Source organism: Microcoleus sp. MON1_C1 (genome assembly GCF_036701945.1).
Classification (GTDB): domain Bacteria; phylum Cyanobacteriota; class Cyanobacteriia; order Cyanobacteriales; family Microcoleaceae; genus Microcoleus.
The window spans coordinates 40,707-53,933 of the sequence record NZ_JAUBRO010000020.1 but is presented as its reverse complement, the minus strand read 5'-3'; the positions used below and the strand labels follow the sequence as shown (position 1 = coordinate 53,933).

Genomic DNA, 13,227 nt, shown 5'->3' with positions numbered 1-13,227 from the left:
GTAGCAGCCGCTAAAATTTAATTGGTTTTCACTGTCAAAACTTGCGGAGGCGACGCATCGGGCGGATAAATAAAATCCACTTCTACAACTCGCTTTTCTCCCGCTTGCATCTCTAATTTTACCAAAGGTTCCCCCTGCTGTCCCCGCCGCTGCACTAAATGCACGTAGCGAGTTTGAGGCACTTTACGCTCATCAGTATAGCGCACTCTGACCGTCCCCCTAAAAAAAGTTTGAGGTGCTGGAGGTTCTAAAAAACTAAGTCCTCCTGAAGTTAATTTGTCTGTCTTAATTGGAGTTTGAATGGCGACAGTTACAGTTTGATTTTTGCTGGTAGAATTGTACAGTGGCAAGCTGACACTGTATTGAATTCCGTAATTGCCGTGGGCGCGGTATGCTGTATCTGGGTAACGGACTAACATTCTCGCACTTTGCACTTGATTTGTGCCCAGCATTCCGCGCGGGAGGCTGCTTAATGGGTAGGAAAATGCTGTTCCGGGTTGGGGAATTGCTAGGTTTGATGTGGCGGGGTTGTCTGAGAGAAGTGCTCGCCATTCTGAACCTAATGCTACACCGGCAACTCGGCCGTAAATTATTTGACCTTCGGTGATTTCGGGCGGTGTGGGAGTTCGATCGCGCGGCCCGGCTATATTACCATTGTCTAATAAGTTTTGCCATTCTGCTAAGTTGGGCGATCGCTCGTTTCCCTGTCCGTTTTCCTCTCCGTCAACTCGGGCAAACATCGCCAGACTGGCAACATACACTATACCATCGCTGCGTAACCGCATCAAGGTCGATCGACCGTTTAGCGGCGGTACCAATCCCCGCACCGGTATCGCATGATTCATCAACAGTTCGCTTTTTCCCGGTGGAATAATTAACTCAGCCCCAAACTCTGACTGTCTCCTTCCTCTGAGAATATCATTCACAGCGCGACTTCCCGGCCCCGCGTAAATATTACTGTTTGAATTATCGACTTGTGGCGGCAATTCAATAAAAGGTGCATCCGGTTGACTGAGATAACTCGCAGCTTGCAATATATCTAATTTTACTGGTTTATTGCCAGGATTGTAAACAATTACTCCTTGATACAAGGTTCGCAAATCTTCCGGCGAAGGTGCGCGGGCGATGTGGTGGGCAAATATGTCGAAACGTCCGTGAAACGGAAAGTTTAAATGTGCCGCCGGAAATCTTTTACCATCTGGGGGAAATGTCGAAAGCAAAATTCCTTCTTGCAGCACTACTTCGGGACTGTTGCTGTTAAATACTGGTATGTTGTCTAACTGTCCGGGGAGAGGTCGTACTTCTTGGATTTGGACTATTTCTGGAGGTGCGGGAGGGGTTTGGGCTAAGGGGATAATTGATAGAATTGGCAGCATTTTTTGATGTTTTGCTTTTTTGAGAGGAGTTTTTTTTACCGCAGAGGGCGCAGAGGGCGCAGAGGAAGAGAGGGAAGAGAAGAGGAGGTAAATATTCGTGTCAGGGCGGGTTTTGTACGGAGATTTTACCTACCAGTCCTAGCAGATATTGGGATTTTTACCTCGCCCACTGTTGTAATATGTAATTGTAAAATTGGGCTGTGTCTACTTTATCCATTGCTTGAATTTTTCGCCCTCCCATTTTAACTTTTGTGCGTCCTTGGCTGATGCCTTCGGTAATAATTTCTGTTTCCCATTCTCGCAGTTGGTAAAATTCTGGATGCGCTAAATAAGCGGTTGCCAAAATGTCCCAAAAATAGTAATCTTGAGATATTGCTAGGGCATAACACTGTCCGGCTAAGTCGGAAATTGGATATTTGCGCTGTTTTGCTAAGAGATTGGAAAATTCTACAGTCAGGGGTACATTATTAGTGATATCTAAAGGACACATGACAACAGGAATTTGGGTTTGCCAAATTCTCTCGATTGCTATCGGGTCCCAGTAAGCATTCCATTCCGCCGACATATCTTGTCCGGGTTCCATATCTTTGCTAACATTGCCAATAACATTGAGTGCGCCTCCCATCCAGACAATTTCTTGAATTTTGCTTTCAATTTCTGGCGCGGTATCTAAAGCTTGCGCTACTGTTGTTAACGGCCCCGTTACCATTAATGTGACTGGTGCGGCTGCATCCCGCAAAACTCGCACCATAAAGTTTTGTCCGGGTTCTGATATTAAGGGCGTGTGAATGGTTCCTTTTTCATTTAGAATGGGAAGTCGATCGACTGCAAAGGAATCTCGCCGAAATAACACCGGAAATGGATTCAGTCCCCGCACCGTACTCGCCGCCACCGGAACCTCTGAATGCCCCATCAAATCGAGGATTTTGCGTGTTGCACTCACCGCCGGTTGAATATAGCAGTCCGCAGGAGTTACAATTACTCCCAGAGTTTCGACTTCCTCCATTGTCATCAGCAACACGACGGAGAGATAGTCGTCAACTGCACCATCGTGATCCATGAGTACGAGTTTTTTGGACATTTGGCTTCCCCGGTGACTGAAGTAGTGTAAAGTACAAATATTAATTTTTTTGTGCGAGAAACACAACTGCCTCAACTATATGAATAAAGTATCACCTTACGGCTCTTGGAAATCGCCTATTTCTTCCGATTTAATTGTTTCTGGAACGGTCGGACTCGGACAAATTGCTATTGACGGCGATGATATTTACTGGGTTGAGGGAAGGCCTTCGGAAGCGGGAAGAAGCGTCCTCGTGCGGCGCACTCCTGACGGTACAATTAGCGACGTGACACCGCCTCCTTTTAATGTTCGCACTCGCGTTAACGAATACGGCGGCGCTTCCTTTGCAGTTGCGGGCGGTGTTGTCTATTTTTCTCATTTTGCCGACCAACGTATTTATACTCAAACATTAAATTCTCAACCCGAACCTCTGACACCTACTGCTAATTCTCGCTATGCAGATGCGATAGTTGACAAGCAAAGAAATCGCCTGATTTGCGTGCGCGAAGACCATGCAGGTGAGGGCGAACCTGTCAATACTATTGTTAGCATTAATTTAGATAACGGCGAAGATATTCAAATCTTAACTCAGGGCAATGATTTTTATGCTTCCCCTCGTTTAAGTCCAGACGGTTCTCTACTTTCCTGGATTTGTTGGAACCATCCAAATATGCCGTGGGATGGCACAGAATTGTGGGTAGCAGAAATTAATGCTGAGGGTTCTTTAGGTGAAAAATACTTAGTAGCTGGCGGGGTTGAGGAGTCGATTTTTCAACCCGAATGGTCGCCCGATGGAGTTTTGTATTTTGTTTCTGACAAGTCTAACTGGTGGAATTTCTACCGCTGGCAATCTAGAACCCCCCTCAATCCCTCCTTGGTAAGGGGGGAAGCAGAGATAGAAACCAGCTTGTGCGAAATGGCGGCTGAATTCGGACTTCCTCAGTGGGTTTTTGGAATGTCTACTTATGCCGTTGTCTCGGAAAGCCAAATTATTTGCACCTACACTCAGCAAGGCCAGTGGCATTTAGCGAGTCTCGATTTAACGACAAAGCATTTGACAACTATTGAGACGCCTTACACTGATATTTCGTCGGTCAAAGCGCGGGGAGAAACTGTTGTTTTTCTGGCAAGTTCGCCGACTGAATCTACTGCTATTGTACAACTCAATTTAGCAACAAGCCAACTAGAAATATTGCGCCAATCGAGCAATTTAAGCATCAATCCGGGTTATCTTTCTGTACCGGAACCGATTGAATTCCCCACGGAAAACAATTTGACGGCTTTCGGTTTCTTCTATCCCCCGAAAAATCAAGATTTCGCAGCACCTGCGGGTGAAAAACCGCCGCTTGTCGTGAAAAGTCACGGCGGCCCCACTGCTGCTACTTCTAGCAGCATGAATTTGAAAATTCAATATTGGACGAGTCGCGGTTTTGCCGTGCTCGATGTTAATTACGGCGGCAGCACTGGTTACGGCCGAGAATACAGAAAAAGACTGCAAGATAGTTGGGGAATTGTCGATGTTGACGACTGCGCTAACGGTGCTAAATATTTAGCTCAAAAAGGTTTAGTTGATGGCGAAAGAATGGCGATCGCCGGAGGCAGCGCAGGGGGGTACACTACTCTGTGCGCTCTTACTTTCCGCGATGTGTTTAAGGCGGGTGCGAGCTATTATGGAGTTAGCGATTTGGAAGCTTTGGCCACGGATACTCACAAATTTGAAGCGCGCTATCTGGATGGATTGATCGGGCCTTATCCTGAAAGAAAAGATTTGTATGTAACTCGTTCGCCTATTCATTCCGCCGAACGTTTATCTTGTCCCGTTATCTTTTTTCAAGGATTAGAAGATAAAGTGGTTCCGCCCAATCAAGCGGAAATGATGGTAGAGATATTGAAAGCTAAAGGTTTGCCGGTTGCTTATGTTGCTTATGAAGGGGAACACCACGGTTTTCGCCGCGCTGAAAATATCAAAAGAACTCTTGACGGCGAATTCTATTTCTATTCCCGGGTGTTTAAGTTTGAGTTAGCTGAACCTGTGGAGGAGGTGGTGATTTTCAATCTTTAGAAAACATTAAGTTTGCAGTTGCTCGGTCTTCCCTAAAACGCACCTGCAAGCTATATCATAATTCGCAAATTTTAAATGTGATTTACTTCACAAATTGGGCTGTTTACTATCACAAATTTGGCTGTTTATTGTCACACTTTTAAAGGCAATACAGCTCTAAATTTTTATAGTGCGATCGCCTTTTGCTACCGCAAAAACGCCCGATCGCGCAATCGTCAAATTCAGACTTAATCCCTATGCTAACTCCTATTCACCTGATTCCATCTGCTTTGGCCGAGCTGTTTGCCGAAGTGAATCATAATGGCTACATTACCCTAGCCGATAGGTACGGTTTGATGGCTGCTATTTTTGACGAAAATTTGACGGAGGAAGACAAACGCTCGATCGATCGACTCCTGCGCTCTGTGTGTCGAGGAAAGATCAAATTAGTTAACGAATTGTCTATGATCAGGTAAGTGAGGATAATTTTACTTAAGAGTAATTTTAAACATCTCAATAATTAAAAAAAGTCCCAATTCTCTGGTAGTTGGGACTTAGAGCGAGAAAACTATTGTTAATTTTTTATCGACATAGAACTTACGCAAAAAAAGGTTTAGCGCACTACTTTATAGCGGTAGGATTTGCACTGCGAACCTTACATATAGTTTTGCGTAAGTGCTGAACAAGTTTAATGTGCAGACATAACTGTAGCCAACTGTAACTTGCTCAAACTTTCTTCAGGCGGAACATCCATGTGATAGCTGAGTGCCGAAGGAATCCCGAGTACGCAGCAGGGAAAATTATTGCCTAGTTCCTTAACCAGCCGATGGTTGTCAGAACCACAGCCCAAGAACAGTAAATTTGCTGATTCTAATTCAACCACCTTTCTCAGTTCTGTAGCAACCCCCCCGATGCGTAAATGAGCTTTGAATAAACCGCGCCACTCCTCAGCCAAACAGCGCGCTTGCCACAGCAACTTATCTGCTACCTCGTACTCATTATTTTGACCATAAATTGCTTGGAAATAATGCGGCTCTATCCAAGTTTTTTGCTGGGATACCGATGGGATTTCGGTTGGTAAAGCGATCGCAGGCGCGGCACAACTAAGGGCGAATGTTTCCTCTAAATCAGACACTTTCTGCTGTGCAGCCAAGGCATTTGCTACAGCAACTTTGCAAGTATCTTCGCGGTAACTTTTTGACGATTCGTCGATTACGTAGACGACTTGAACCGTGACTTCTTTAGTTGTTACTAAACGAGTTTGATGCGCCATCCAAAGGGTAATATCCAGAGCTACTTGACTTTGGGGAGAACTGTTGTAACCGACAATAAAATTGATAGTTTTTGCCTGTTTTGGGGATTTTGACTTCTTATAAACTGGTAATGTTGGCTCCGGCAGCAACACCATTTCTTCTGCTAAATTTTGGTATCCCAATGCACTTTCAAAACGCGCTAACATTGTTTTGAGATTCACAGGCTTAACCTCTCTTAAGTGAATTGTTATGTCGATCCGTCGGGTGTTATTCGTCTTGAGTAAAGTAGCGATCGAGAAAATTCAAAGCATAGTTGCGGATTTCGTAATACTCCTTCGATTCCCGCAACTCCTGGCGATCGCGCGGGCGCGCAAACGGCACTGACAAAACTTCACCTATCGTCGCAGCCGGGCCGTTTGTCATCAGCACAATGCGATCGGACATATAGATAGCTTCATCAACATCGTGAGTAATCATCATTGCAGCTTGTCTGTGATTTTCCCAAATATCCAGCACCTGTTTCTGCAACTTGCCGCGAGTCAGAGCATCCAGCGCTCCAAACGGTTCGTCCATTAATAACATTTTCGGTCGAATCGCCAAAGCTCGCGCAATTCCTACGCGCTGTTTCATGCCCCCTGAAATCTCGTCTGGATATTTATCGGCTGCCGATGTTAAGTTTACCATTGCTAGATGTTCGTTGACAAGACTAATCTTCTCCGGGCGGCTAAGACTTCGCAAAACTTCATCAACTGCTAGCCGAATATTTTCTCGCACCGTCAGCCAAGGCAGCAATCCGTAGTGCTGAAATACCATCATGCGATCGGCTCCTGGTTTGCGAATTTCTTTTCCTTCCAGTGTCACCATTCCCGCGCTCTGTTTTTCCAAACCTGCCACTATTTTTAGCAGCGTTGATTTGCCGCAACCCGAGTGACCGATTACCGAAATATATTCGTTTTCTCCAATACTTAAATTGATATTTTCCAAAACGCTAAATTCGCTACCGTCAGCACTTTTATACGACTTGAACAAGTTGTTAATTTCCAGAAATTCCGGGTGCTTCTGGACTTGGCTGCTGGCTTCGATAGAAGTAGAAAAGTATTGAGTCACGGTATTCTCCTAAAAAGTAGTAAAGTGTTAATTTGATTTCCTTCCGGTTGCGTAATTTCTAAAATATTTTAGTCTGTTTCAACCGACTTTAGCTATTAGCCAGGGACTTAAGTGCCTGGGGGGACGGTCGGAAAAGCGCAAGATGTCAAACATTAAGACTGAAAAAAAGACTGAGGGCGGTTGGCTCGAATTTCAAAACTATTCAAATAACCCACCGGATCGCTAGGATCAAATGCCTTTTTATCAATGAAAAGTTCCGCAGGTTCGACTTGGTAATCCTCCTGGGGACAATCGATCCCCATTTCGGCAACAATCTTGCGGTAAAGGTCGGTTCTCCAAGCTTTTTTAGCTAATTCCTCAGCATTTTTTGGCACCTCCTTAATCTGTCCCCAGCGAGCGGCTTGAGTCATCAACCAAATACTCTGAGACTGCCACATAAATGTTGAATGATTTCCGGGTATTTGAGGTAAATTCTTAGGAATGTCATAGAAAATAGTTGCATCTTCCGATTGTATGGTGCGGTCTTTTTCGTCAAACCCTCCATAGTTGTAGTCGCCAACTATTGCCGGTCGCGTAAATTTGTCGATCGCCCCTTTTTTCGGTTTCGCCCCCGTGAACGATCGCTCAGTCAGCAGCGCCGATATTTCACTGCGATTTTCCGGCTTGCTGCAATACTGACAAGCTTCCACCATTGCCTTAACCAGCGAGTAATAAGTCTTCGGATTTTCCTCAATGAATGATTGCATTACTCCCAAAAGGCGATCGGGATGCCCCAGCCAAACTTCCTTCCCTTGCACGAAGGTAAAACCCACGCCCAAATTGCCTTGAATTGCCCGCGTATTCCAAGGTTCGGCCACCATGTAAGCCTGCATGGCGCCAATCCTGATGTTCGTTACCATCTGCGGCGGCGGCACAATAATTACCCGAAATTCTTTGAACGGATCGACACCGGCAGCCGCCGATATGTAGCGGACAAAGTATTCGTAAATCGCAGAACTCAGAACCACTGCCCAAACTCTTTTTTCCGACGGCTGACTGTCAAAAAAGGCTCGAAATTGTTTACCAAATTCTTCCAAATTGCCGTTGTATTCGTGCCACGGGCGCAAACCGGAATCCCACATAGCTTTGTTCATCGTCATGGCGTTGCCGTGGCGGTGAATTGTCATTGCCGCGCACAGGGGTGCGTGGCGCGCTCCTTCGGCGCCAATTCGGGCGTTTGTGACGGCGCCGGAGACGACTGGGGAGGCGTCGAGGCGGCCGAAGATTACGCCGTCCCGGGAGGTTGCCCAGCTTGCTTCGCGGTTGAGTTTGACGTTTAAACCGTATTTGCGGAAAAAGCCTTTTTTCCAGGCGATCGCAAATGGTGCACAATCGTTAACCGGCACGTATCCTACGGTTAAATTTGGTTTTTCTAAGGTTCGGGAATCGACGATCGGCTTTACGGCTGAGGCTTCTTCAGTCAGTCCTTTTGCCGATCGATCCGCGCTAATTCCACAACCCGATAAAGCCATTCCCGCCGCCGCCGCTCCCATTCCTTGCAAAAACTCTCGGCGGTTCCATTCATTGGAAAACTTGTCACTCATATTTAATTTGACTAATGACTTTTAAATGTTGACTGTTGACTGTTGACTGTTAACTGTTGACTGTTGACTGTTGACAACAGACAACTGCTTGCCTAACAACTGCCAACTGACTAATGACTAATGATTAATGATCGGTCGATGCGTTACCAATTCCTGAACTTTGTCAACAGCAGCGTCGAGCAACAATCCAGTTATGCCAATTACCAACACCGCTAAAAATACCGAACTCAGATTCAAACGGCTCCACTCATCCCACACAAAAAAGCCAATTCCCACACCGCCTGTCAGCATTTCCACCGCCACAATCACCAGCCAAGCAATCCCCAAACTAATCCGCAAACCTGTAAAAATGTATGGCAAACTCGCCGGCCAAATTATTTTTGTAATCCGCCTCCAGCGGGGCATTTCCAACACTTGCGCCACATCCAGATAATCCTGGGAAACGCTAGAAACTCCCAAAGCAGTGTTAATAATTGTCGGCCACAAAGACGTGATGAATATAACAAAAATTGCCGACGGCTCTGCTAAATTAAAAATGGATAGAGCTATCGGCAGCCACGCTAGCGGCGACACCGGTTTGAAGATTTGAATCAGCGGATTAAGCGCCATCATTGCCGGTTTCGACATCCCGATGAGAAATCCTACGGGAATCGCAACTGCAGCACCCAGGAAAAATCCCACCAACACCCTACGCAAACTCGCTAGCAGCAGCCAGCCAATGCCTAAATCTCCAGGCCCGCGCTGATAAAATGGATGCAATATGTAATCTAAATTAGCTATAAACGCCTGATAGGGAGTGGGAATCAACTCGCTTTTGAAGCTGGCAACAATCCACCACAAGCCAAGAATTCCCAAAAAACCCGCCGCCGGTAACAAAACAGCATCTCGGATGACAACGGGTTTTACACGCTTCCACGTTGCAACTCCTGCAAGTGCGATCGCAGATAAATTAAGCTGTATGAACATTTCAATCTCCTTCAGAGTCAGGGCAGGTACAAGAATCTTGAACAATACCAACCTGAGACACTGACGAAGCCAAACAATCTTTTTCAGAACATTTGGCTTTTCAGTCTCTTCTCAATGCCTGCGAAGTTAGCTGACGGGCTAGGACTGAGAGATGTCCTTCTCCTTAGATTTCAAAATCCAAAATTACACTTAAATTTGGCAATTTTTAACTTTGCTTTTTAATTCTTTAGAGATTCGCCCCGAAAATTGGTTCCTCCGCTCCAGCCGCACGCTTGGTTCGATCGCGCATTGGTGGATTAGGCTTGACGTTTTAAGCCAATTTAACTTAAGCTAGCACGACCATTTAATTTTGTCAATATGTCTTTAGAAGTAGCTATTGGCGATCGGGGAAGCCCAAAAAAAGTTGACAAACTCTTCAAAAATTTAATTATTAAACGAACCTAGAGAGATAAAATGCGATCGCTGACTTGATTTATATATTAAGGGCCATGATTGATTTTAGCCAAGCGCTACAAGATAAAATTGACCTAATTACCCAAAACTGGATCGAAGCTGTTCGCGCCGAGGAACAAATCCAAACCGCCAAACAACTCACCTACGATTCCGTGCGCGACAGCCTTCCCGTCGTACTGCAAGCGATGGTAACTATGCTGTCCCAATCAGAAGACAGCGACACTGGGACAGTCATAGAAGAAAGTTTACACCACGGGACTGTCAGGGCACAACAAGGTTACGATGCCCAAGAAATTGCGCGGGAATACCGCTTGCTGCGGAGGGTAATTTTCGAGGCTTTAGAGCCAGAATTGCTAAAAGGCTCGGGCGCTGAAGTGAGCCGAGCTTACCGCTTAATTGACAGTGCTATCGACGAAGCAATTGCTGATTGTTTCCAAACCTATACCCAAGCAAGATTCCAAGAACTACAGGAGTTGCACAACCACTTGCAACTTACAAATCAAGAGCTGACTCGCTTAGTTCGCGCCAGTCAAGAGAATCTATCTCACTTAGCTCACGAATTGAAAACTCCCCTCACCTCTATTATTGGTTACTCAGAATTGTTTTTGCGCCAAAAAAACAGTTCTCAACTTAGAGATTCTGTTCCCAATTTGGCACATATTGATAAAGTCCTCAGCAACGGCAGACGCTTACTTAGATTGATTAACGATACTCTCGAAATCTCGCGGTACGACGCGGGACGCATAAAATTGCAGCTAAGTGCTACAAATTTGCGATCGGCGATCGGGACTGTTGTCGAAATAATCGAGCCTTTGGCTAAAGAAAAAAATTTAGAGATCGTCGTTGAGTGCACTCCGGTTCTCGATCAAGTTATGACAGATTACTTGCGCTTGCAGCAAATTATCACCAACTTGGTGAGCAACGCCATTCGCTACACCCAAGCTGGTACTATTACCATAAAAACCGAATTATTGTCAGACGAACAGTGGAGTCTCTGCATCAGCGATACAGGAATTGGCATTGCTTCAGAAGACTGCGATCGGATTTTTCAACCCTATTTTCGAGCCAACAGCTCCCTGGGTTCTAGCATTCCTGACACTACCGGCTTAGGGCTAGCAATTGTCGTTCGATTAGTCAACCTCTTGCAAGGTAAAATCGAATTAGTTTCTGAAGTAGGAGTTGGCTCCTCCTTCACTGTAATTTTTCCCTTAGAATTGGATGGGGTTTAGATTACTGTTAACTGTTGACTGTTGACTGTTGACTGTTGACTGTTGACTGTTGACTGCCAACTGCCAACTAATGACTAATTACTTCTTCAAATCAGAAACCGAAGAGTTACATAAATAGCCGCAGTTATTAATTGCACCGCCATCACAGGCAGCCCGTAACGCAGAAAAGTTTGAAAAGAAATCCGGCGCCCGTGCAGTCAAAACCAGCCGCCGGCAACAAAACAGCATCTCGGAGGACAATGGGTTTTACCCGCTTCCACGTTGCAACTCCTGCAAGTGCGATCGCAGATAAATTAAGCTGTATCAACATTTCAATCTCCTTCAGAGTCAGGGCAGGTACAAAAATCTTGAACCATACCAACCTGAGACACTGACGAAGGCAAACAATCTTTGTCAGAAATTTGGCTTTTCAGTCTCTTCTCAATGCCTGCGAAGTTAGCTGACCGGCTAGGACTGAGAGATGTCCTTCTCCTTAGATTTCAAAATCCAAAATTACACTCAAATTTGGCAATTTTTAACTTTGCTTTTTAATTCTATAGAAATTCGCCCCGAAAATTGGTTCCTCCGCTCCAGCCACACGCTTGGTCTGAGCGCGCATTGGTGGATTAGGCTTGACGTTTTAAGCCAATTTAACTTAACCTAGCACGAGCGTATTATATTGTCAATAGGTCTTTAGGAGTAGCTATTTGCGATCGGCGAAGCCCAAAAGTTGACAAACAATTCAAAAAGTTAATTATTAAACTAGCTTAGAGAGATAAAATGCGATCGCCCACTTATTTCTCTACTTGAGCCATGAGAGACTTTAGCCTCGCGCTGCAAGATCGAATCGACATAATTATACAAAACTGGATCGAAGCTGTACGCTCCGACGACCAACTCGAAACCGCTAAAGAACTCACCTACAATGGCGTGCGCGACAGCGTTCCACTGGTACTGCAAGCGATCGTAACTATGCTTTCCCAATCCCAAGAGAGCGACATTCGCACACTCGTAGAAAAAAGTTTAGAACACGGAACTCTCAGAGCAAAACAAGGCTACGACGCCGAGGAAATTGCGCGGGAATACCGCTTGCTGCGCTGGGTAACTTTCGAGGCTTTAGAGCCAGAATTGTTAAAAGCCTCTGCAGCAGAAGTCAGCAGAGCTTACCGGTTAATTGACACGGCGCTCGACGAAGTAATTGCTAAATGTTTCCAAACCTTTACCCAGGAAAGATTCCAAGAACTCAAGGATTTGCAAAACCAATTGCAACTTACAAATCAAGAACTGACTCGCTTAGTTCGCGCCAATCAAGAGAACTTATCTCACTTAGCTCACGAATTAAAAACTCCCCTCACCTCTATTATCGGCTACTCAGATTTGTTTTTGCGCCAGCAACAAAACTATTCCGAAATTAAAGGTTCTGTTCCCAATATAGGGCATATTGATAGAGTCCTCAACAGTGGCCGACTGTTGCTGAGATTGATCAACGATACTCTGGAAATTTCGCGGTACGGAGCCGGACAAATAAAGTTACAGCTAGCTCCAATCAGACTGCCAGATGTACTCGCCACGGTTGTTGAAATAATCGAGCCTTTAGCGAAAGCCAAAGGTTTAGAGATAGCTGTGGAGTGCCATCTCTCAGACGATCAAGTGGTGACAGATTGCTTGCGCTTGCAGCAAATTATCACAAACTTAACCAGCAACGCCATTCGCTACACCACAGCCGGTACTGTTACAATAAAAAGCGAACTCTTGCCAGATAAATATTGGACAGTAACGGTCTCAGATACAGGAATTGGTATTGCTCCTGAAGACTGCGAGCGGATTTTTCAACCCTACTTTCGAGCCGACAACTCCCTGAGCTCTGGCATTCCTGACAGTACCGGCTTAGGGCTAGCAATTGTCGCTCGATTAGTCAATCTCTTGCAAGGTAAAATCGAATTAGTTTCTCAAGTAGGAGTTGGCTCCTCCTTCACTGTAATTTTTCCCTTAGAATTGGATGGAGTTTAGATTGCTGTTAACTGTTGACTGTTGACTGTTGACTGTTGACTGTTGACTGTTGACTGCCAACTAATGACTAATGACCAATAACTAATGCCCAATGCCCAATGCCCAATGCCCAATGCCCAATGCCCAATGCCCAATGCCCAATGCCCAATGACTAATGACTAATGACTTCT

General features: G+C 45.4%; 11 protein-coding genes and 2 riboswitches. Of the genes, 4 read left to right on the top strand and 7 right to left on the bottom strand.

Annotation, left to right across the window (positions count from 1 at the left end; translation table 11 throughout):
* Positions 1 to 17: 17 nt before the first annotated feature.
* Both QUA62_RS13415 and QUA62_RS13410 read right to left on the bottom strand, forming a co-directional pair.
* Positions 18 to 1,376 carry a DUF3370 domain-containing protein gene (locus tag QUA62_RS13415; protein WP_333404591.1) on the bottom strand — a complete coding sequence of 453 codons (1,359 nt, stop codon included), beginning with the start codon at positions 1,374 to 1,376 and terminating at the stop codon, positions 18 to 20.
* 157 nt (positions 1,377 to 1,533) lie between these two features.
* Positions 1,534 to 2,457 (bottom strand): nucleoside hydrolase, encoded by a 924-nt coding sequence (locus QUA62_RS13410; protein WP_333404589.1) that lies wholly within the window; start codon positions 2,455 to 2,457, stop codon positions 1,534 to 1,536.
* A 79-nt stretch (positions 2,458 to 2,536) separates the two neighbouring features.
* On the opposite strand from QUA62_RS13410, the gene QUA62_RS13405 reads away from it, so the two are divergent.
* Both QUA62_RS13405 and QUA62_RS13400 read left to right on the top strand, forming a co-directional pair.
* Positions 2,537 to 4,498, top strand: a complete 1,962-nt coding sequence (locus QUA62_RS13405) for a S9 family peptidase (protein ID WP_333404588.1) — start codon at positions 2,537 to 2,539, stop codon at positions 4,496 to 4,498.
* Between the two features lie 236 nt (positions 4,499 to 4,734).
* Positions 4,735 to 4,953 carry a hypothetical protein gene (locus QUA62_RS13400; RefSeq protein ID WP_333123847.1) on the top strand — a complete coding sequence of 73 codons (219 nt, stop codon included), beginning with the start codon at positions 4,735 to 4,737 and terminating at the stop codon, positions 4,951 to 4,953.
* 212 nt (positions 4,954 to 5,165) lie between these two features.
* Here QUA62_RS13400 and QUA62_RS13395 read toward each other — a convergent pair whose 3' ends face one another.
* The 4 genes from QUA62_RS13395 to ntrB all read right to left on the bottom strand — a co-directional run bounded on the left by QUA62_RS13395 (position 5,166) and on the right by ntrB (position 9,386).
* Positions 5,166 to 5,951, bottom strand: coding sequence for a universal stress protein (locus QUA62_RS13395; RefSeq protein ID WP_333404586.1), 786 nt, complete (start codon positions 5,949 to 5,951; stop codon positions 5,166 to 5,168).
* A gap of 46 nt (positions 5,952 to 5,997) precedes the next feature.
* Positions 5,998 to 6,837 carry a nitrate ABC transporter ATP-binding protein gene (locus QUA62_RS13390; RefSeq protein ID WP_333404584.1) on the bottom strand — a complete coding sequence of 280 codons (840 nt, stop codon included), beginning with the start codon at positions 6,835 to 6,837 and terminating at the stop codon, positions 5,998 to 6,000.
* Between the two features lie 152 nt (positions 6,838 to 6,989).
* A complete protein-coding gene (locus QUA62_RS13385; RefSeq protein WP_333404582.1) occupies positions 6,990 to 8,420 on the bottom strand; it encodes an ABC transporter substrate-binding protein in 1,431 nt (476 codons plus the stop codon).
* Positions 8,421 to 8,537: 117 nt separating this feature from the next.
* Positions 8,538 to 9,386, bottom strand: a complete 849-nt coding sequence (gene ntrB / locus QUA62_RS13380; RefSeq protein ID WP_333404580.1) for a nitrate ABC transporter permease — start codon at positions 9,384 to 9,386, stop codon at positions 8,538 to 8,540.
* A gap of 100 nt (positions 9,387 to 9,486) precedes the next feature.
* Positions 9,487 to 9,699, bottom strand: a riboswitch (cyclic di-AMP (ydaO/yuaA leader).
* Between the two features lie 175 nt (positions 9,700 to 9,874).
* On the opposite strand from ntrB, the gene QUA62_RS13375 reads away from it, so the two are divergent.
* A complete protein-coding gene (locus tag QUA62_RS13375) occupies positions 9,875 to 11,068 on the top strand; it encodes a sensor histidine kinase (protein ID WP_333404578.1) in 1,194 nt (397 codons plus the stop codon).
* Between the two features lie 142 nt (positions 11,069 to 11,210).
* Here the strand turns inward: QUA62_RS13375 and QUA62_RS13370 are convergent, their stop codons facing one another.
* A complete protein-coding gene (locus QUA62_RS13370) occupies positions 11,211 to 11,378 on the bottom strand; it encodes a hypothetical protein (RefSeq protein ID WP_333404576.1) in 168 nt (55 codons plus the stop codon).
* Between the two features lie 99 nt (positions 11,379 to 11,477).
* Positions 11,478 to 11,690: riboswitch (cyclic di-AMP (ydaO/yuaA leader) on the bottom strand.
* A gap of 170 nt (positions 11,691 to 11,860) precedes the next feature.
* Between QUA62_RS13370 and QUA62_RS13365 the strand changes: the two genes are divergently transcribed.
* Entirely contained in the window at positions 11,861 to 13,057 is a 1,197-nt protein-coding gene (locus tag QUA62_RS13365) for a sensor histidine kinase (protein WP_333404574.1), read from the top strand.
* Positions 13,058 to 13,227: the final 170 nt, after the last annotated feature.